Below are 19,798 nucleotides of genomic sequence, written 5' to 3'. Positions count from 1 at the left end.
GCGCTGTTGTCTGGCCCTGCGCGTAAGCGGGTTTGTAGCCGACCTGCACGCCGGCATTGCGCTTCAGCTCCCGGGAGACAGTCGATGGCGCGCGATCCAGAGCTGCCGCGATTTGCCGGATCGAGCGCCCTTCGGCGTAAAGCTGGGCAATCCTGTAGCGGTCATCCAGCGATAGCTGGGCGTAGGTTCCGTCCATCGCAACACCCTAATCTGGTGTTGCACTTCGTTTGAGAACTCAGGGGACCCATAACCACGATCCGTGTGGTTGAAGCGGCAGAGTCACAACCGTCATGCTTTAGTTATATCGCAAGCGTGTATGGATCCCCACCCCGCGCGCGCCCTTGGCGCGCTGGGCGGGGATGACCTGAGTGTGTTGATGGCGGCTTCCGTTAGGACGACGGGAAAAAGAATCAGCTCCCCATCGCCGCAATCGCGTCCGAAATCGCGATCGTGCGCTTGGCCATGTCCGCATGCAGCCGCTCGACCATCTTGCCGTCGAGCTGAATCGCGCCGCGCTTGGCGTTTTCCGGCTGTTCGAAGGCGGCGATGATGCGGCGGGCCTGGGCGACTTCGTCGTCCGGCGGCGTGAAGACCTTGTTGCAGGCCTCGATCTGGCTCGGATGGATCAGCGTCTTGCCGTCGAAGCCGATGTCGCGGCCCTGTTCGGCTTCGGCGATGAAACCCTCGGTATCGCTGAAATTGCTGTAGGGACCATCGAGAATTTCGAGACCATGCAACCGCGTCGCCAGCACGCAATGCGTGATCATCGGCAGCATTGCCGCGCGACCGGGCATCATGCGGATGCGGGTCTCGCGGGCGATGTCGTTGGGGCCGAACACGAAGCCGGCTAGGCGATTTTCGGAATCGCGCGAGGCGGCCGCGAGTTCTTCCGCATGCAGGATGGCGCGCGAGGTCTCGATCATGGCCCAGACCTTGATCGACATGTCGGCGCCAATGTCACTCAGGCGATCGGCAACGGCTGAGAGATCCTCGACGCTGGAAATCTTTGGCACCAGGATGCCATCGGGCTTGGCCTTGCCGGCCATGGTCACGTCGTCGATCCACCATGGCGAATCCAGCGCGTTAATGCGGATGATGACCTCGCGCTTGCCGAAGCCTCCGGAGGCAAGCGTTTGCCCGATGGCGTCGCGCGCTGTTCCCTTGGCATCCGGCGCTACGGCGTCTTCGAGGTCCAGGATGATGCCGTCAGCGGCCACGGTACGGGCCTTTTCCAGCGCGCGCGGGTTCGAGCCGGGCATGAACAAATGGCTGCGGCGCGGACGGATCATGGCGTCATTTCCCTGTGATTATGGCCTGTTCGTTATTCAGGCATCCGCGATAACATTTCAGCCCGCCGCTCGGAAGGCTTGTTCGCGCTGGTGTCCTATGGTTATCCGTGGGGACCATATGTTTGAGCGTGGTCTCTCGACAAACGCCCCCGTTTGTCGGCGAAAACCGGTATCCACTTTTCGGGATCATGCTCCGAACGAGGCAGACCATGACATCATTTCCGAAGCAGCTCATTGCCGGCTACCAGACCTTTACGTCGGAGCGATTGCCGACCGAGCAGTCGCGCTTCCGCGAATTATCGGAAAAGGGCCAGTCGCCGGAAGTCATGGTGATCGGCTGCTGCGACTCGCGCGTTTCACCGGAGGTCATCTTCGATGCCTCCCCTGGCGAATTGTTTGTGGTGCGCAACATCGCCAACCTGGTGCCGGTCTATCAGCCCGATGGCGGCGCCCATGGCGTCTCGGCGGCGCTGGAGTATGCGGTGCAGGTGCTGAAGGTGAAACACATCGTGATCCTCGGCCACGCTCAATGCGGCGGCATCCGCGCTTTCGTCGACAATGCGGCGCCGCTATCACCGGGTGACTTCATCGGCCGCTGGATGTCGATGTTCATCAAGCCCGACGAGAAGGTTGAGATCCGCGAGCACGAGGCGTTCCAGGATTTCGTCACCCGTATCGAAAAGGCCGCCGTGTTCCGCAGCCTTGAGAACCTGATGACGTTCCCGTTCGTGAGCAGCAAGGTCGAGAGCGGCGAGCTGGAATTGCACGGCGCTTACTTCGGTGTCGCTGTCGGCTCGCTGTCCGTGCTCGATCAGGCCGCGAAAGAGTTTCGGCCGGTGGCGTAAAACAAAAAAGCCGGATGCTGAGCATCCGGCTTTCGATTGTTGGAGGTCGAAGGTCCGCTTACGCGGCCTTCTTCTTCGCCGTGATCAGCTTGCGGTTGATCAGGCATTCCGCGATCTGTACGGCGTTGAGCGCCGCGCCCTTGCGCAGGTTGTCCGACACGCACCAAAGAACCAGACCGTTATCGACCGTCGAATCCGTGCGGATGCGGCTGATATAGGTGGCGTCTTCGCCGGCGGCCTCATAGGGCGTGACGTAGCCACCGGGCTCGCGCTTGTCGATCACGAGGCAGCCTGGCGCATTGCGCAGGATGTCGCGGGCTTCATCTTCCGAGATCGGATTCTCGAATTCGATGTTGACCGCTTCCGAGTGACCGACGAACACGGGCACGCGCACGCAGGTCGCGGACATTTTGATTTTGGGATCAAGAATCTTCTTGGTCTCCATCATCATCTTCCACTCTTCCTTGGTGTAGCCGTCCTCCATGAACACGTCGATCTGCGGGATGACGTTGAAGGCGATACGCTTCGGGAATTTGTTATTGACCAGCTCGCTGTTGGTGTAGACGGCCTTGGTCTGCGAGAACAACTCGTCCATCGCATCCTTGCCCGCACCCGACACGGACTGATAGGTCGAGACGACGACGCGCTTGATCGTCGCCTTGTCGTGCAGAGGCTTCAGCGCCACCACGAGCTGCGCAGTCGAGCAGTTCGGGTTTGCGATGATATTCTTCTTGGTGAAGCCATCGACGGCCGAGGCGTTCACTTCCGGCACGATCAGCGGCACGTCGGGGTCCATGCGCCAGGTCGACGAGTTGTCGATCACGACGGCACCGGCTGCGCCGATCTTCGGCGACCATTCCTTGGACACGGCTCCGCCGGCCGACATCAGGCAGATGTCGACATCGCTGAAGTCATAGGTCGCGAGGTCTTTGCATTTCAGGGTTCTGTCGCCGAAGGAAACCTCAACGCCCATGCTGCGGCGCGACGCGAGCGCCACGACCTCGTCAGCGGGGAATTTACGTTCATCCAGAATGCTGAGCATTTCACGCCCGACATTGCCGGTCGCTCCGACCAGCGCGACTTTGTAACCCATCGTTCACTCTCCGAAGAAAAATGCTTCACCCCCACATACCGTGGAAAGGGAAGAGCCGCGCTTCTATGCGAGAAACGTCGCAAAGACAACGTCCTAAGCGTGTTTGCGTGTGTTGATGCGTTCAATTTTGGTTTCGCACCACCCAAAGTCGGCAGGTGTCCATCCGGCCCTGCAGAGCTTTGCCGACGAGTGCGGTGCCATCGCCGTGCGTCTGCTCGCCTATATGGGGGCGCTGGCACTGGTTGTCATGGCCGCGGTTACCGTTTTCGACGGACTGGAATTCGACCTCAGCAGCGAACCGGTCGCCAAAGCCGGCTGGAGCGTCGCCAGCCGTTCCAATCCCGCTTTTGCCGTCAGTCAGTTTGATTCATTAGGTAAAACAACCTCTTACGAGATTTTGAGGCGCCCCGAAGGCGGTCGCAAGGATGTCCTGCGTTGGTCGTCGCCCGGGGAGCCCCCGGTGGCCGAGCTGGAATTGTATCGCCCTGGCGCCGAGGCTGAGCGGGCAGGCCCGCCGGCAGCGGACATCGCGGGCCGCATGGACCCCGGCGGCGTCCGCGACGTGGTGGGCGAGGGCATTATCGACAGCAAATTCGGGCCGGTCGCCCTGATGGGCTTTTCCGACCGGCTGAAGGACAGCAAGCGCTGCCTCGGCTTCATGAAGACGCTGGAGGTGGCCAATCTCAGGATTTCCGGCTGGTCGTGCCAGGGCGACGGCCTACCGGCGCGGCGGGCGGCCATTGCCTGCACGCTAAACCGGCTAGTGCTGCTCACCGCCGGCAATGAACCCCGACTGCAGGAGGCCTTTGCTCAGGCAGATTTGAAGCGGGCCGGCTGCATCAGCGGTGCGGCGCTGTCAGCGGCCTCGGCCGATTGGGTCACGGGTGCCCAGAACCCGCTGCTGCGCGGCAGCTTGTGACCTCTTCGTGATGGGTTGGACCAAGACCTTGGATTACATGCAACATTCGGCCACACCGCGCATTATATCGACGACTGTGGCCGGATAGACCTTGTGGCCGGATACCCCGGCCAGCTAAATTGACCGCAAATCGGATTTGCCGACTCGGCATTTTGAATGCCGATCTTCTGACTGCAATGAGGACCTGATGACCTTGAAATTCCCCGCCGCGAAAACTCTCGCCATGTTGTTCGCGACGGTTGCCGTCATCGCGACCGTCGTTGCCGTCTCGCCGGCCGATGCCGCCACCAAGAAGAAGGTCCGTGTGTCTGACCGTGACGCTGTTTATGGCGCGCGCGGCCCGAACGTGTCCTATCAGCAGGGCCGCACCCGCGTTTACGTGACGCGTCGCTCTTGGCTCGATGCCGGCGTCGAAGTGCTCCCGGGTGACCGCAAGTTCACTGATTATGCCTATCCGCCCGGTTACTCCTTCGCCCGCGACAACAACAACCGTCCGCTGGACCGCCAGCCGCTCAACTCGCAGTGGGATCTCGGCGGTTATCCCGAGCGCTTCCCGCTCTACTGAGCGCGGCAACATCCAAATACGAAAATGCCCGGCTCAGCCGGGCATTTTTTGTTTGTGGGAGAGGTTCGAGCGCGCTTAAGCGTGCAGCGTCTGCAATTCCTTCAGCAGTGCTTCGCCCATGCCGGATGTGCTCACCACGGTTGACCCTTCCGACTTGATATCGGCCGTGCGCAGACCCTTTGCCAGCACCGCGGCGATGGCCTGGTCGACCTTGTCGGCCAACTCACCCATGTCCAGCGAGTAACGCAGCGCCATGCCGAACGAGGCGATCATCGCCAGCGGGTTGGCCATGCCCTTGCCGGCAATGTCCGGCGCCGAACCATGCACCGGCTCATACATTGCCTTGCGCTTTTTGGTCTTGGCATCGACTTCGCCGAGCGAGGCCGAGGGCAGCATGCCCAATGAGCCGGTCAGCATCGCTGCGATATCCGAGAGCATGTCGCCGAATAGGTTGTCGGTGACGATGACGTCGAACTGCTTTGGCCACTTCACGAGGTTCATGCCGCCGGAATCGGCGAGCTGATGCTCGAGCGTGACGTCCTTGTATTCGCGGCCATGCACCTGGGTGACAACCTCGTTCCAGAGCACGCCCGACTTCATGACGTTACGCTTCTCCATCGACGTCACCTTGTTCTGACGCTTGCGGGCCAGATCGAAAGCGACGCGGGCGATGCGCTCGATTTCATAGGTGTCGTAAACCTGCGTATCGACGGCACGCTTCTGGCCGTTGCCGAGATCGGTGATGGTCTTCGGTTCGCCGAAATAGACGCCGCCTGTGAGCTCGCGCACGATCATGATGTCGAGGCCCTCGACGACCTCACGCTTCAGGCTCGATGCTTCCGCCAGCGCGGGATAGCACACGGCTGGGCGCAGATTGGCGAACAGGCCGAGATCCTTGCGCAGGCGCAGCAAGCCGGCCTCGGGGCGATGCTCATAAGGCACGCTGTCCCACTTCGGGCCGCCGACGGCGCCGAAGATGATGGCGTCGGCCGCATCCGCCTTGGCCATTGTGGCATCGGTGATAGGGAGCTTGTCGGCATCATAGGCGGCGCCGCCAACCAGGCCGTTCTCGATCGTGAATTTGGCGATGCCCTGGGCATCGATCCAGTTGATCAGGCGCTTCACCTCGGCCATCACTTCAGGGCCGATGCCGTCGCCGGGGAGAAGCAGCAATTTGTGCGTTGCCATATTCAAGTGCCCTTGCAATCCGTTACTGATTGCCGCGAGTGCTAAGACGTCATTGCAGGAATGGCAAGACAGTGTTGCCGAAGGGATGATTGCGGGTGCCGTGAAACCTGCGACATTGCTGACGCAGCGGAGATCCCCGTGACGTCATCTGTGCCTTCCCCGGCGCGCCCTAACCCGGCGTGGCTGATACTCGTCCTGTCGCTCGCGCCGGCCATCGGGCTCGGCATCGGCCGCTTTGCCTATTCGCTGGTGTTGCCCGATATGCGCGACAGCCTGCAATGGTCCTATTCGGCGGCCGGCTTCATGAATACCGTCAACGCCGCGGGCTATCTCGCCGGCGCACTGGTTGCGGCCGGGCTCGGCAGGCGCTTCGGTCTGATCGCGGTGATTCAGGGCGGTACGCTTGCTTGCATCCTGTCGCTCATCGTTTGCGGCGTCACCGTGGATTTTACGCTGCTCAGCATCGCGCGGCTGGTCACCGGTTTTGGCGCGGCGGTTTCGTTCGTGGCCGGCGGCGCGCTCGCCGCCACCATCGGCCTCGCTTATCCCGAACGGTCGTCCTATCTGCTCAGTCTGTTTTATGCCGGGCCAGGTATGGGTATCCTCCTGTCCGGTCTGATCGCGCCGTTCGTGCTGCAGGGCTTTGGTCCGGGCTCCTGGTGGATCGTGTGGTTGGTCCTCGGTCTCGTATCGGTCGTGATCGGCCTGCCGCTGTTGCGCCCGCGCGTCGATGCGGCTGATGACACGTCAACGGACGACAAGGCGCCGCTCGCGATCCGCCCGATGTGGATTTACCTCATTGCCTATTTCATGTTTGGCGCCGGCTATATTGCCTACATGACCTTCATGATTGCCTATGTGCGCGATGGCGGCGGCAGCGCTTTGGCACAAAGCGCGTTCTGGTGCCTGATTGGCGTCAGCTCGTTCGCGTCGCCCTGGCTGTGGCGTAATGTGCTGGCGCGTGGCCAGAGCGGCGGCGCCATGGCAATCATTCTTGGCACCAATGCGGTAGGCGCAGCGATGCCGCTGCTCGGGCATTCGCCTGTGGTGCTCGGCATCTCCGCCGCCATTTTCGGCGTTGCATTCTTCGCGGTGGTTGCGGCAACCACGGCCTTCGTGCGCTTCAACTATCCTCGCGCGGCATGGTCGAAGGCCATCGCGGCGGTGACGATCGTGTTCGGCATCGGCCAGACTCTTGGTCCGATCGCGGTGGGTGCCATTTCGGACGCGACCGGCAGTCTCACATCCGCTCTTGTGGTCTCAGCAGCGACGCTGGTGTTCGGTGCGGTGCTGGCGATGTTCCAGAAGCCGATCAGCTCCCGCTGAAATCGTTATAGCCCTGATCTTCCCAATAGCCGCCTTTGTAGTCGTTGGTGACTTCCATCGCGACGACGTATTTCGGATTCTTGAATCCGAGTTTGGTCGGTACGCGGATCTTCATCGGGAAACCATAGGCCCGCGGCAGAAGCTGATTGTCGAACTTGAAGGTCATCTGCGTTTGCGCATGCATGGCCGTGGGCATATCGAGTGAGCTCGTATAGTCCTCGGCGCAGCGGAAATGGACCCACCTCGCATTGGTGTCCGCGCCGACCCGTTTCAGGAAGTCGCGCAGCGGCGTGCCCTGCCAGGAGCCGATGGCACTCCAGCCTTCCACGCAGATATGGCGGGTGATCTGTGACACTTCCGGCAGCTTGTGCAGTTCGTCCAGTGTCCATGACTTCTTGTTTTGCACGAGGCCGGAGACTTCGAGTTTCCACTCCTTGCCGTCCACATTCGGCGCGTCGTCCTCGGCGTAGAAGGCGTTGAACGGAAATGGACGCTTGATGTCCTTCTCGGAATAGGTCGGCGCCAGCGTGTTCGGATTGAAGATTCGGGCCTGAACCATGTCGTTGAACTTGGACATATGCGTCAGGAGGTTCTCGGCCGAGAGACTGTCACTCACCTCGCAGCCGGTGAGCAAAGTCAATGCGCCGAAGCTTGCACCCGACGCGATGAAACGGCGGCGCGACAGATCGGGCATCAGTTTGGTGGCATCCTTGACGAGGAGATTCTTGTCGACGCCGGGAATGATGAGGGAGCGGAGTTTCCTGATCATGGTCGTATCCCTCAGCGTCCGATAATCATTGCACGTAGACTCTTCGGCACGATCAGGGCCAGAGCGACGTGGATGACGAGGAAGCCGACGATGGCCGCCATCATGAAGAAATGCACATAGCGGGCGGTGTCGTAGCCGCCGAACAGCGCAGTAAGATATTGCAACTGGACGGGCTTCCAGATTGCGAGGCCCGACAGGACGATCAGAATGCCGACCACGATAATCCCGGTATAGAGCAGCCTCTGCACCTGATTGTAGGTCGAGAGATCAGCGTGCGAGAGCTTGCCGGTCAGCGCAGCCTTGGTGTCGTCGAGTACACCTTTCGCCGAGATCGGCAGCAGCTTCTTGCGGAAGCGTCCGGTGACCATGCCAAGAGTGAGATAGACGAGGCCGTTGATCACCAGCAGCCACATGGCGGCGAGGTGCCACATGATGCCGCCGCCGAGCCAACCACCCAGCGTAATGGTTGATGAGAATGTGAAATTGAACAGCGGCGAGGCGTTGTAGATCTGCCAGCCCGACATGATCATCAGCACGATCGCGACGGCGTTGATCCAGTGCACGACGCGCACCCAGGCGGGCTGGATGACTTTGGTATTCGTAACCTTGGTTGCGGCACGATCGCCGGCGGCTGTGATGCTCGACATAGGCATATCCTGGGCTGAGCAGTGGTTCGATGGTGCTCGGTGACGCGAGTTGTTACCAGCTATACGGCATAACCGGTCGTTCGTTACGGCAGCTCTTATAACAACCCCGGTCGGGTCGGCTCATACCGATCACAAAAAAGCGAGCCGGGTTGCCCCGGCTCGCTCCTTTTGCGCCCCTCGGTATCCTTGGGGGACGCGCGCATCCAGTGGGGACAAGTCAGGATGCGCGAACTTGTTGCGCAGAAGCCGGAGATCAGGCTTTCGGCATCAGGACAGTATCGATGACGTGAATCACGCCGTTCGACTGGTTGACGTCGGCGATGGTCACGGTCGAGGAACCGCCCTTGGCATCGACGATCATCACCTTGCCGCCCGAAGCCTTCACGGTCAGCTCTTCGCCTTCAACGGTCTTCAGCTTCTGGCCGTCCTTGAGGTCGGCGGCGTTCAGCTTGCCGGGGACCACATGGTAGGTCAGGATCTTGGTCAGGGTCGCCTTGCTCTCAGGCTTCACCAGCGTGTCCACGGTACCGGCCGGCAGTTTGCCGAAGGCGGCGTTGGTCGGTGCGAACACCGTGAACGGGCCCTTGCTGGAGAGGGTATCGACAAGGCCGGCGGCCTTTACGGCGGCGACCAGCGTGGTGTGATCCTTCGAGTTGACGGCGTTCTCGACGATGTTCTTCGACGGATACATCGGTGCGCCACCGACCATCACCGTCTTCTCGCCCGACATTTCGCTCTTCATCATCTTCTTGTCTTCGGCCTGCGCGGGGGCAAGCACGGCGCCAGTGATGGCGAGGGTGCTGAATGCGACGGCCGACAGAAGTGCAATGCGCTTGGACATGGATCGTCTCCCGAGTGATGTGAGTGACCAGCGATCTCGCTGGTGCGATGAATGGCATCAACCGCGGCAATCCCCTGGAGGCCAGATTGCGCCGTCGATGCCCGAGTTACGCGAGGTCTCGGGACCAGTTTCAGGCTATATTTTTTGGCGCCGTTGAAACTTTTGCCGGCGCATCTCGTTCGCGCGAGGCAATAACGAGTTCGATGCATCGCGTTTAATACAATCACGTGCGGAAACCGTGCCGGGATTACGCGACCCAGGGGGCCGATCCACCAGATATGGGGGCGATCCCCATCGGGCATGCGTTGCCTAGATATGGCCATTCTTGCTAAGGAACGGGATTAATTGACGCGATCGTCAGGCAGCTGCACCGGTCGCTCCCGCACTCCTGCACCGCGTGACCTTGCCATGAACGCCAACCTGTTTTCTCGCCTGTTCGATAAACTCGACGATGCCTCGCGTCTCGCCATCGAGACGCCCGAGGGCAAGCACATCAGCTATGGCGATCTGATCGCGCTGGCGGGCCAGATGGCCAACGTGCTGGTGGCTCGCGGCGTCAAGCCGGGTGACCGCGTCGCGGCGCAGACCGAGAAGTCGGTGCCCGGTCTGGTGCTGTATCTGGCGACCGTGCGCGCCGGCGCGGTCTATCTGCCGCTCAACACCGCCTATACGCTGAACGAGCTTGATTACTTCATTACCGACGCCGAACCGTCGCTGGTGGTGTGCGATCCCTCCAAGGCTGAAGGCTTCGCCGCCATTGCGGCCAAGGTCGGTGCGAAGGTCGAGACGCTGGGCGCCGACGGCAAGGGTTCGCTGACCGATGCGGCAGCGAAAGAGAAGCCGGACTTCAGCACGGTCGAGCGCAAGAACGAAGATCTCGCCGCGATCCTCTATACGTCGGGCACCACCGGCCGCTCCAAGGGCGCGATGCTGAGCCACGACAATCTGGCGTCGAACTCGCTGAGCCTCGTTGAATACTGGCGTTTCACCAAGGACGACGTGCTGATCCACGCCCTGCCGATCTATCACACGCATGGTCTGTTCGTGGCGAGCAATGTGACGCTGTTTGCGCGCGCGTCGATGATCTTCCTGCCCAAGCTCGATCCGGAACTCATCATCAAGCTGATGGCCCGCGCCACCGTGCTGATGGGCGTGCCGACTTTCTACACGCGTATCCTGCAGTCGCCGAACCTGACGAAAGAGACTTGCAGCCACATGCGGCTGTTCATCTCCGGCTCCGCGCCGCTGCTGGCCGATACGCATCGCGAATGGTTCGCGCGCACCGGCCACGCCGTGCTGGAGCGCTACGGCATGACCGAAACCAACATGAACACGTCTAACCCTTATGACGGCGAGCGCGTGCCCGGTGCGGTCGGTTTCCCGCTGCCCGGCGTCTCCGTGCGCGTCACCGATCCGGAAACGGCCAAAGAACTCGCGCGCGACACCATCGGCATGATCGAGGTGAAAGGGCCGAATGTGTTCCAGGGCTATTGGCGGATGCCGGAGAAGACCAAGGCGGAGTTCCGCGACGACGGGTTCTTCATCACCGGCGACCTCGGCAAGATCGACGCCAAGGGCTATGTCCACATTCTCGGCCGCGGCAAGGATCTGGTGATCTCGGGCGGCTTCAATGTCTATCCGAAGGAAATCGAAAGCGAGATCGACGCCATGCCCGGCGTGATAGAAAGCGCCGTGATCGGCGTGCCGCATGCAGATTTCGGTGAGGGCGTCACCGCCGTGGTCGTGAGCGACAAGAAGACCGCGATCGACGAGGCCTCCGTGCTCAAGGCGCTGGATGGCCAGATCGCCAAGTTCAAGATGCCGAAGCGTGTGATCTTCGTCGACGATCTGCCGCGCAACACCATGGGCAAGGTGCAGAAGAACGTACTGCGCGATAGCTACAAGGATATCTACGCGAAGTAGGTCCTCGCACGATCCCTCGTGGTGAGGAGGCGCGCAGCGCCGTCTCGAACCATGAGATGCTATGTGTGGCCATACCCTAGATCACATGCTCCGGCGCGAGCGCGCAGGCCGAATTCGGGTCCATCTCGATCTGGATCGTCGCGTGCTCGATGCCGAAGTCGCGCTTCAGGCGTGCGGCGACTTCCATCAGATAGGCATCGCCAGGCGCGCCTGACGGGATCACCATGTGACAGGTCAGTGCCACTTCGGTGGTGCTCATGGGCCAGATATGCAGGTCATGCACCTGCGCGACGCCGGGGCATTTCTCCAGATAGGTACGGACTGCAGCAGGATCGATGCCGCGCGGAACGGCCGCGAGCGACATCGCAGTGGAGTCGCGCAAGAGGCTCCAGGTGCCCCAGACGATCAGTACACAGATGACGAGGCTGGTCAGGGCGTCGATCCACAGCCAGCCGGTGAACATGATAACGATCGCGGCAATGACCACGCCAACCGAGACCGCAGCGTCGGCGACCATATGCAGATAGGCGCCGCGGATGTTGAGGTCGCTGTTGCGGCCCGAGGCAAACAGCCAGGCGGTCACGCCGTTGATGACGATGCCGATGGTCGCGACGATCATCACGGTGATCTCGGCTACCGGTTCGGGATTGAACAGTCTTAGCACGGCCTCCCAGGCGATGGCCCCGACAGCAACCAGCAGGAACACGGCGTTGAAGAGCGCTGCGAGAATTGAGGACCCGCGCAAACCATAGGTGAAGCGCGGCGTTGGCGCGCGCTTTGACAGCACAGCCGCGGTCCATGCCGCGATCAGCCCGAGCACATCCGAGAGATTGTGCCCGGCATCGGCCACCAGCGCCATCGAGCCGCTGGCATAGCCGTAAATCGCCTCGATGACGACGAAGACGGTATTGAGGCTGATGCCGATGGCGAAGGCCATGCCGAAACTCGCGGGCGCATGCACATGCCCGCCGGGGCCGTGGGAATGACCGGCGTGATCGCCTTGCGCGTGGTCGTGGCCGGCATGGTCGTGTGTGTGACCGTGGTCGTCATGATCGTGATGTGAGTGCGCCATCGGTGTTCCGTCGCGTGGTCTGACGGCATCCATAGCAAGTTGTGATCCGGATACTATTACGGTTGCTGCTGCGCGTCGGCGGCCCCGATTTACGGGGTCATATTAGAGCGATGACAAACCGGCTGCCGACGATGAATAGATAAATTCCAAACGCCATTTCTAGCGCGCGCTTCGACATCGCATGCGCCGCCTTCACGCCGAGCGGCGCCACCAGCAGGCTGGTCGGCATCACCAGCAGCGCGCCGATCAGCGAGACATAACCGACAGCGAAGGGAAGCTGCAGCGCTGCGACATCGGGAAAGCGCGCGGCGGCCGGCCAGCCGGCATAGATGTAGCCGATGGCGCCGGGGATCGAGATCAGCACTGCGAGGGCAGAGGATGTCGCCACCGCCTGATGGATAGGCCGGCCATAAAAGGTCATCAGCAGGTTCGAGAACAATCCGCCGCCAATGCCCATCAGCGTGGAGAGAAGACCGACGAAGAAGCCGTAAATCTTCATCAGTGGGCCGTCGGGCAAGTCGTCGCCGAGCTTCCAGCCGTCGCGCGCGAGCAGCAGCCGTGCCGCCGCGGACCAGGCGACGGCAACGAAAACGATCTTGAACAGCCGCTCCGGCGCATAGCGGGCGGTGACACTGCCGATGATGACGCCGATCAGGATCGGCCACCACCACTTCCGCAGGATCTCCATATCTACGGCGCCGCGGGCCATATGGGCACGGAAGGACCGGATCGAGGTCGGGATGATAATGGCCAGCGAGGTGCCGATACAGAGCGGCATCCGTACTTCCAGAGGCACTCCGGCGATGCGGAAACACTCGTAAAATACGGGGACCAGGATGGCGCCTCCGCCTATCCCGAAGACACCTGCCAGGAAACCGGCCAGTGCGCCGACGGCAATAAGAAGCGCCGCCAGTTCGACAATCTCGGTTACATTGAGCCCAGCCATTCCCGCCCCGATTGCCATTTGCTATCGCATCATGAAGTTCTCATGAATCGCGCTTCACCAAGGCTGTCAGCAACAAGCCCGGCAACTGTCAATACCCGCAAATGCAAGGCTCATTTGAAGCTCTGAACGATTGTTCGGAGTATGTCATTTCGCGATTGCACTGGTTGTTTTGAGTTCGTAAATAGAATTGCTCTACGCGATCCCCAATCGGGCACCGTCTGCCCATTAACCTGTCAAAGTTGCTAAATGACCGCTCGGATCGAACGACCCCTTTCGCCGCATCTCCAAGTGTACCGCTGGACCCTGACGATGGCGCTGTCCATCGTGCATCGCGCTACTGGCGTCGCCTTGTATTTCGGCACCTTGCTTCTTGTCTGGTGGCTGATCGCCGCTGCGTCCGGCCCAGCCGCCTATGCCCATGTGCAGGCCTTCACCGGCAGCATCATCGGTCGCCTGATCGCATTCGGCTACACGTGGGCGCTGATCCATCATGCCATGAGCGGCATCCGCCATCTGGTCTGGGATCTCGGTTACGGTTTCAAGCCATCCGAGCGTGAATGGCTCACCTGGGCCGCATTGATCGGCGGCATCGGCATCACCATCCTGCTCTGGATCATTGCCTACGCGATCGGAGGCGGACGATGAGCGGTTCCAACTCTCCGAAGTCGGTGCGCACGCCGCTCGGTCGCGTTCGCGGTCTCGGCTCCTCGCATTCGGGCACATCAGACTTCTGGCGTCAGCGCCTGACTGCAGTGGCCATGCTACTTCTGCTGATCCCTGTGATCTTCATCGTGATGTCGGTTTTCAGGAGCAACCAGGCCGGCGTCGCGCAGGTCCTTGGTTCGCCGATCGTGGCTATCGTCATGCTGCTCTTCATCGTTGCCAGCATCTGGCACATGAAGATCGGCATGCAGGTCGTGATCGAAGACTATGTCCATGACGAGAAGATCAAGCTGATCTCGATCATCGGCAATAATTTCTTCTCTGCCGCCGTGGCGCTGGCATCGATCTACGCCATCCTTAAACTTTCATCCGGAGTGTAGCGCATGGCCGTCAACGGCACTGGCGCGAACGGCGTTGGCGGCCCCGCCACCAACGGCCACGCCTATCCCATCGAAGATCACACCTATGACGTCGTTGTCGTTGGCGCCGGCGGCGCCGGGCTGCGCGCGACCGTCGGCTGCGGCGAAGCTGGCCTGCGCACCGCCTGCATCACCAAGGTATTTCCGACTCGTTCGCATACGGTTGCCGCCCAGGGCGGCATCTCCGCGTCACTCGGCAACATGCACGAGGATAACTGGCGCTGGCACATGTACGACACCGTGAAGGGGTCGGACTGGCTCGGCGATCAGGACTCCATCGAATATATGGTGCGCAACGCGCCCGATGCCGTTTACGAGCTCGAACATTGGGGCGTGCCGTTCTCGCGCACCGAAGACGGCAAGATCTATCAGCGCCCATTCGGCGGCATGACCATGGATTACGGCAAGGGCCAGGCCCAGCGCACCTGCGCGGCCGCCGACCGGACCGGTCACGCCATGCTGCACACGATGTACGGCCAGGCCCTGCGCCACTCGGCCGAGTTCTTCATCGAATACTTCGCCATCGATCTGATCATGGACGATCAGAACGTCTGCCGCGGCGTCATTGCGCTCAAGCTCGACGACGGCACGCTGCATCGCTTCAAGGCGCAGACCGTCATTCTCGCCACCGGCGGCTATGGCCGCGCTTACGCCTCCTGCACTTCGGCGCATACCTGCACCGGTGACGGCGGCGGTATGGCGCTGCGGGCTGGTTTGCCGCTGCAGGACATGGAATTCGTTCAGTTCCATCCGACCGGCATTTACGGTTCGGGCTGTCTCGTCACTGAAGGCGCGCGCGGCGAAGGCGGTTATCTCGTCAATGCCGAAGGCGAGCGCTTCATGGAGCGCTACGCACCGTCGGCCAAGGATCTCGCCTCGCGCGACGTGGTTTCGCGCGCCATGACCATCGAAATCCGCGAAGGCCGCGGCGTCGGCAAGAAGAAGGATCACATCTTCCTTCATCTCGACCATCTCGATCCGAAGGTGCTGGCCGAACGTCTGCCGGGCATCTCCGACTCGGCGCGCATTTTCGCCGGCGTCGATGTCACCAAGGAGCCGATTCCGATCGTTCCGACGGTGCACTACAACATGGGCGGCATCCCGACCAACTATCACGGCGAAGTCGTCACCAAGAAGGACGGCGACGACAATGCGGTGGTGCAGGGCCTGATGGCCGTGGGCGAAGCCGCCTGCGTGTCGGTGCACGGCGCCAACCGTCTCGGCTCCAACTCGCTGATCGATCTCGTGGTGTTCGGCCGTGCGGCCGCGCTGCGCTGCGCTGAGAAGCTGACGCCGAATGCCAAGCAGCCCGACCTGCCGAAGGACTCGGCCGACCGCGCGCTTGGTCGTCTCGATCACTACCGCTATGCGAAGGGTGGCACTTCGACCGCGAAGATCCGCGAGAACATGCAGCATGTGATGCAGACCAACTGCGCCGTGTTCCGCACTGGTGAGGTGCTGAACGAAGGCAAGGAGTTGATCCACAAGGTGTATGGCGGTATCGGCGATATCGCCGTGTCTGACCGGTCGCTGGTGTGGAATTCGGATCTCATCGAGACCCTCGAATTCGACAACCTGATCACTCAGGCCATCGTCACCATGGACTCGGCTGCGAACCGCACCGAGAGCCGCGGCGCGCATGCGCGCGAGGACTTCTCGGATCGCGACGACAAGAACTGGATGAAGCACACGCTGGCGTGGATCGATGGGGGCGGCAAGACCACCATCGATTATCGCCCGGTGCACGACTACACGATGACCAACGACGTTCAGTACATCGTGCCCAAAGCGCGCGTGTACTAATGATGACAGCGAAGGCTTGAGAGAATGGCTGAGTTCGCACTTCCGAAGAATTCCAAGATCACCGGCGGCAAGGAATGGCCGAAGCCGGCCGGTGCCACGCAGACGCGCGAATTCCGCGTCTATCGCTGGAATCCGGATGACGGCAAGAACCCGTCGGTCGACACCTATCACATCGATACCAACGACTGCGGTCCGATGGTTCTCGATGGTCTGATCTGGATCAAGAATAACATCGATCCGACGCTGACCTTCCGCCGCTCTTGCCGCGAAGGCGTCTGCGGCTCCTGCGCCATGAACATCGATGGCCAGAACACGCTGGCCTGCACCCGTGCGATGGACGAAGTCGACGACGGCGCCATCAAGGTCAATCCGCTGCCGCATCAGCCCGTCGTGAAGGACCTCGTGCCGGATCTCACCAACTTCTATGCCCAGTATGCGTCGATCGAACCGTGGCTGAAGACCACTACGCCGACCCCGCAGAAGGAATGGAAGCAGAGCCATTCGGACCGCGAGAAGCTCGACGGTCTCTACGAATGCATCCTGTGCGCCTGCTGCTCGACCTCGTGCCCGAGCTATTGGTGGAACAGCGACCGCTTCCTCGGTCCGGCTGCCCTCCTTCAGGCCACCCGCTGGGTCAAGGACTCCCGCGACGAAGCCACCGGCGAACGTCTCGACAATCTCGAGGATCCGTTCCGGCTCTATCGCTGCCACACCATCATGAACTGCGCCAAGGCGTGCCCGAAGGGCCTCAACCCCTCTGAAGCTATCGCCGAGCTGAAGATGAAGATGGTCGAGCGTCAGGTCTGACGTTTTAAGGATCCGGGTTTGCCGATTGTCTTTGGACAATAAAGTTCTTACTAAACAAAATAGTCCTTACGGCGCCATGACGAAAGTCGCGGCGCCGTAGCTCGTTCAGGGATAGAGCCAATTGTCGGCGCACAAATAGTCGTTTCTGCTCTTCGTCAGCCGCCCATCAAGGGCCGGTATTAGGAACCGTAAGGGCTGCCTGCGGGTCGGGTAGCTTTTCCGAAACCGTATAAAATTGTTTGACCTTCTCATGATCCGTCAGGTTTGACGGCCGGTACCCGGCTCGTTGGCACGCACTGCGGCGGCTTGGATCGCTAAGGCGTGTTCGAATGCGTAGGTGTTACCCGGCGCGATGGTGAGTTCGACCCTGATCCCAATCATCGTATCGCCTCGCATCTACGGCCGACGGAAACCCGGCCCTATAACCGGGCCGGGTCCAGCGGCGGATTATGCCTTAGCCACGAACTCCTGCGTGGTGACGGCGTTGGCGTAAAATGGGGCGATCTCGGCGACGAAGTCGTCCTGCTGTTTGCGAGTATAGCCGGCTGACGCGTCGTAGATGACGTTGGTGTGGTAGCCGAGGTCGTGCGCGTTGCGCATCGAAGACTCGACGCACTGTCGCAGCGAGAAGCCGGCGAGGTAGATGTCGAAGATGCGGTTGTTGCGCAAGTAGCCGTCGAGCGTGGTTCCGACGAAGACGCTGCTGCCGCCGGCGCGCTCGCGAACGACATGCTCGCCCGCCGCCGGCTCGAACCCGGGGAAGAAATCGGCCTGCTCACCCAGGAACGCGCCATGGTCGCGCGTCATCTTGCGCAGGCCGTACTTGGCCTCGCCCAGCACCTTGAATGTCGGCTCGAACTTCAGCGCTGCGTGGATCACGTGCAGGCCGCGACGGCGGGCCTCTTCGAGGATGATCTTCGAATTGGCGATAGCGGTGTCGACCTGCTCCCGGTCCTGGAACGCCGGATAGATGCCACCGGTCGGCGAGAGCCAGTCGTTGACATATTCGATTAGGATCAGCGCGCTCTGGATGCGTCGGTCATGGTATAACTCCTGGGATGTTGGTTAGGATCAGGCGGCGATCATCGCGCCTTGCTGGCGCAGGTGGTCGCGAAACAGGTCGGGATAGGTGTCGATGACGGCGTTCTTGACGCTAGGTCGCTCAGCGAGCGCCGCGCGCCACGCCGTAACGCGTGGCAGGCCAGCGAAGATCGGGTCAGCCACTTCCGGATCGATGATCCCGAAATAGCGGAACAGCGGTGCGTAGACCGCATCGACCAGACCAAAGTCCGGCCCGGCGAAATACGGGCCGTCGCCCAGCTCGGCCTCGATCTTGCTCAGCCGATCACGGAAGGCGGCCCGCTTCGCGTCGGCGGTCGCCATGTCCTTGGCGTGGAGGAACTGCCAGCCCTCCGTAAAGGTCTGGGTGGCGAATTCTATCCAGGCGCGATGCCGGGCACGCAGCAATGCATCGTCGGGATACATCGCCGCGCCACCCTGCGTCTCGTTCAGATATTCGCAGATGACCACGCTTTCGAAGAGGATCGCATCCTCACCGTTCGGCTGGCGCACCTTCAGCACCGGCACCTTGCCGGTCGGCGACAGGGCCAGAAACCAGTCGGGCTTGGCCGATAGATCGACGTTGACCCGGTCGAACGCCACCCCTTTTTCGAGCAGGACGATCGCGGCACGCTGGACGAATGGGCACAGCGGGTGGCTGACGAGAGTGAGGTTTTGCTCGGTCATGATGGTGTCTCGATGTGCTGGAACAGAGATCAGAGCGACTGGCCGCCCGACACGTCGAACGTCGTGCCGTTGGCCCAGCCGAAATCGTCGGACAGGATGGCTGCGACCGCGCCGCCGATGTCGTCGGGCTGACCGACGCGGCCTAGCGCGATCTTGCTCGCGACGAAGGCATGAGCCTGTTCGTTATCGCGGACCCTACCACCGCCGAAATCGGTGGCGATGGCACCGGGCGCGATGGCGTTGACGCGGATCTGCCGCGCGCCGAGTTCCAGCGCCATGAACCGGGTCAGCGTCTCGAGCCCCGCCTTGGCCGCCGCATAAAGGCCGAAGCTGGCCATCGACGTGCGCGTGAAGCCCGACGAGACGTTGAGGATGCGTCCGCCATCGGCGAGAACCGGTAGCAATGCCTGCGTCAGGAACAGCGGTCCGCGCAGGTGCATGTCGATCATCGCATCGAACTGTTCCTCGCTCGCGTCAGCGACCTGCACGTGGACGACGGCACCGGCGTTGTTGACCAGATAGTCGAACCGGTCGCTGCCGAAGCGGCTCCGCAGCGTCTCGGCGAAGGATGCGGCGAAGGCCGGAAAGCTCGCCACCTTGGTGACGTCGAGCGCGAGCATCGCCGCCGTGCCGCCCAGCGCCTCGATCTCGCTTACCAGCGCATCGGCTTCCGCCACGCCCTGGCGATAGGTGCCGACGATGCCGACGCCGCGACGGGCGAGGTGCAGCGCCATGCTGCGACCGAGGCCGCGGCTGGCGCCGGTAATGAGAGCGATCTTCTGAGACATGGCTAGGTTCCTTGTGAATTGATTTTTCCAGACGGCACGCCGCTGAGGCGTCGCATTTCGCTGCCAGTCAGGTAGGCGATTGCTGTGTCCGACGCCCCGCCTAATGCTCTCAATTGCTTGCCTAATTGTCTCAGGCTCTTTTCAGGCGT

Annotated in this window: 22 protein-coding genes; 9 read left to right on the top strand and 13 right to left on the bottom strand. The window is 61.5% G+C overall.

What is annotated here, in order from left to right; all coding sequences use genetic code 11:
* Together AC1DUY_RS19385 and AC1DUY_RS19380 are read right to left on the bottom strand one after the other, a co-directional pair.
* Positions 1–196 (bottom strand): helix-turn-helix domain-containing protein (locus AC1DUY_RS19385; RefSeq protein ID WP_478115900.1); only part of this gene is annotated, 196 nt, incomplete at its 3' end.
* A gap of 214 nt (positions 197–410) precedes the next feature.
* Positions 411–1,289 carry an HpcH/HpaI aldolase/citrate lyase family protein gene (locus AC1DUY_RS19380; RefSeq protein WP_478116325.1) on the bottom strand — a complete coding sequence of 293 codons (879 nt, stop codon included), beginning with the start codon at positions 1,287–1,289 and terminating at the stop codon, positions 411–413.
* Between the two features lie 209 nt (positions 1,290–1,498).
* Between AC1DUY_RS19380 and AC1DUY_RS19375 the strand changes: the two genes are divergently transcribed.
* Positions 1,499–2,134 (top strand): carbonic anhydrase, encoded by a 636-nt coding sequence (locus AC1DUY_RS19375; protein WP_068737916.1) that lies wholly within the window; start codon positions 1,499–1,501, stop codon positions 2,132–2,134.
* Positions 2,135–2,192: 58 nt separating this feature from the next.
* Here the strand turns inward: AC1DUY_RS19375 and AC1DUY_RS19370 are convergent, their stop codons facing one another.
* Entirely contained in the window at positions 2,193–3,227 is a 1,035-nt protein-coding gene (locus AC1DUY_RS19370; RefSeq protein ID WP_068737914.1) for an aspartate-semialdehyde dehydrogenase, read from the bottom strand.
* A gap of 115 nt (positions 3,228–3,342) precedes the next feature.
* Here AC1DUY_RS19370 and AC1DUY_RS19365 point away from each other — a divergent pair, with 115 nt between their 5' ends.
* Both AC1DUY_RS19365 and AC1DUY_RS19360 read left to right on the top strand, forming a co-directional pair.
* Positions 3,343–4,146: a hypothetical protein gene (locus tag AC1DUY_RS19365; RefSeq protein WP_478116322.1), complete on the top strand. Its 804-nt coding sequence runs from the start codon at positions 3,343–3,345 to the stop codon at positions 4,144–4,146.
* A gap of 187 nt (positions 4,147–4,333) precedes the next feature.
* Positions 4,334–4,711: a hypothetical protein gene (locus AC1DUY_RS19360; RefSeq protein ID WP_478116320.1), complete on the top strand. Its 378-nt coding sequence runs from the start codon at positions 4,334–4,336 to the stop codon at positions 4,709–4,711.
* Between the two features lie 75 nt (positions 4,712–4,786).
* Here the strand turns inward: AC1DUY_RS19360 and leuB are convergent, their stop codons facing one another.
* Positions 4,787–5,899 (bottom strand): 3-isopropylmalate dehydrogenase, encoded by a 1,113-nt coding sequence (gene leuB / locus AC1DUY_RS19355; protein WP_478116318.1) that lies wholly within the window; start codon positions 5,897–5,899, stop codon positions 4,787–4,789.
* A 138-nt stretch (positions 5,900–6,037) separates the two neighbouring features.
* Here leuB and AC1DUY_RS19350 point away from each other — a divergent pair, with 138 nt between their 5' ends.
* Positions 6,038–7,225, top strand: coding sequence for a YbfB/YjiJ family MFS transporter (locus tag AC1DUY_RS19350; protein ID WP_478116316.1), 1,188 nt, complete (start codon positions 6,038–6,040; stop codon positions 7,223–7,225).
* On the opposite strand, the gene AC1DUY_RS19345 is transcribed toward AC1DUY_RS19350, so the two are convergent.
* The 3 genes from AC1DUY_RS19345 to AC1DUY_RS19335 form a co-directional block, all read right to left on the bottom strand.
* Entirely contained in the window at positions 7,212–7,994 is a 783-nt protein-coding gene (locus AC1DUY_RS19345; protein ID WP_478116314.1) for a molybdopterin-dependent oxidoreductase, read from the bottom strand. The two genes, AC1DUY_RS19350 and AC1DUY_RS19345, sit on opposite strands and share 14 nt — an antisense overlap.
* 11 nt (positions 7,995–8,005) lie before the next feature.
* Positions 8,006–8,641 carry a cytochrome b/b6 domain-containing protein gene (locus AC1DUY_RS19340; protein ID WP_478116312.1) on the bottom strand — a complete coding sequence of 212 codons (636 nt, stop codon included), beginning with the start codon at positions 8,639–8,641 and terminating at the stop codon, positions 8,006–8,008.
* 253 nt (positions 8,642–8,894) lie between these two features.
* Positions 8,895–9,482, bottom strand: a complete 588-nt coding sequence (locus tag AC1DUY_RS19335) for a fasciclin domain-containing protein (protein ID WP_068737906.1) — start codon at positions 9,480–9,482, stop codon at positions 8,895–8,897.
* 408 nt (positions 9,483–9,890) lie between these two features.
* On the opposite strand from AC1DUY_RS19335, the gene AC1DUY_RS19330 reads away from it, so the two are divergent.
* Positions 9,891–11,405, top strand: a complete 1,515-nt coding sequence (locus tag AC1DUY_RS19330; protein ID WP_309941193.1) for a malonate--CoA ligase — start codon at positions 9,891–9,893, stop codon at positions 11,403–11,405.
* 76 nt (positions 11,406–11,481) lie between these two features.
* On the opposite strand, the gene AC1DUY_RS19325 is transcribed toward AC1DUY_RS19330, so the two are convergent.
* Complete coding sequence (locus AC1DUY_RS19325) at positions 11,482–12,477, bottom strand: cation diffusion facilitator family transporter (RefSeq protein ID WP_478116309.1); 996 nt, start codon at positions 12,475–12,477, stop codon at positions 11,482–11,484.
* A gap of 97 nt (positions 12,478–12,574) precedes the next feature.
* Positions 12,575–13,423, bottom strand: coding sequence for a sulfite exporter TauE/SafE family protein (locus tag AC1DUY_RS19320; RefSeq protein ID WP_089266495.1), 849 nt, complete (start codon positions 13,421–13,423; stop codon positions 12,575–12,577).
* A 246-nt stretch (positions 13,424–13,669) separates the two neighbouring features.
* Here AC1DUY_RS19320 and sdhC point away from each other — a divergent pair, with 246 nt between their 5' ends.
* The 4 genes from sdhC to AC1DUY_RS19300 are packed head-to-tail and all read left to right on the top strand — an operon-like array spanning position 13,670 to position 17,115.
* Entirely contained in the window at positions 13,670–14,068 is a 399-nt protein-coding gene (sdhC, locus tag AC1DUY_RS19315) for a succinate dehydrogenase, cytochrome b556 subunit (protein WP_068737900.1), read from the top strand.
* Positions 14,065–14,466 (top strand): succinate dehydrogenase, hydrophobic membrane anchor protein, encoded by a 402-nt coding sequence (gene sdhD / locus AC1DUY_RS19310; protein ID WP_089266497.1) that lies wholly within the window; start codon positions 14,065–14,067, stop codon positions 14,464–14,466. Before sdhC ends, sdhD begins: the two co-directional genes overlap by 4 nt.
* Before the next feature lie 3 nt (positions 14,467–14,469).
* Complete coding sequence (gene sdhA, locus AC1DUY_RS19305; RefSeq protein ID WP_089266499.1) at positions 14,470–16,308, top strand: succinate dehydrogenase flavoprotein subunit; 1,839 nt, start codon at positions 14,470–14,472, stop codon at positions 16,306–16,308.
* Positions 16,309–16,332: 24 nt separating this feature from the next.
* On the top strand, positions 16,333–17,115 hold the full coding sequence (locus AC1DUY_RS19300) for a succinate dehydrogenase iron-sulfur subunit (protein WP_068737894.1): 783 nt from the start codon (positions 16,333–16,335) through the stop codon (positions 17,113–17,115).
* Positions 17,116–17,373: 258 nt separating this feature from the next.
* Here AC1DUY_RS19300 and AC1DUY_RS19295 read toward each other — a convergent pair whose 3' ends face one another.
* From AC1DUY_RS19295 to AC1DUY_RS19280, 4 genes are all read right to left on the bottom strand, one after another.
* Entirely contained in the window at positions 17,374–17,496 is a 123-nt protein-coding gene (locus tag AC1DUY_RS19295) for a hypothetical protein (protein ID WP_439062053.1), read from the bottom strand.
* 66 nt (positions 17,497–17,562) lie between these two features.
* On the bottom strand, positions 17,563–18,087 hold the full coding sequence (locus AC1DUY_RS19290) for a cysteine hydrolase family protein (protein ID WP_478116345.1): 525 nt from the start codon (positions 18,085–18,087) through the stop codon (positions 17,563–17,565).
* Positions 18,088–18,186: 99 nt separating this feature from the next.
* A complete protein-coding gene (locus tag AC1DUY_RS19285; RefSeq protein WP_120287780.1) occupies positions 18,187–18,861 on the bottom strand; it encodes a glutathione S-transferase family protein in 675 nt (224 codons plus the stop codon).
* 29 nt (positions 18,862–18,890) lie between these two features.
* Positions 18,891–19,649, bottom strand: a complete 759-nt coding sequence (locus AC1DUY_RS19280) for an SDR family NAD(P)-dependent oxidoreductase (RefSeq protein WP_478116305.1) — start codon at positions 19,647–19,649, stop codon at positions 18,891–18,893.
* Positions 19,650–19,798 lie beyond the last annotated feature (149 nt).

It is taken from the genome of Tardiphaga sp. P4_G1 (assembly GCF_056401215.1).
The sequence above is the reverse complement of the archived record's forward strand: the minus strand, read 5'-3'. Positions and strand labels throughout refer to the sequence as shown.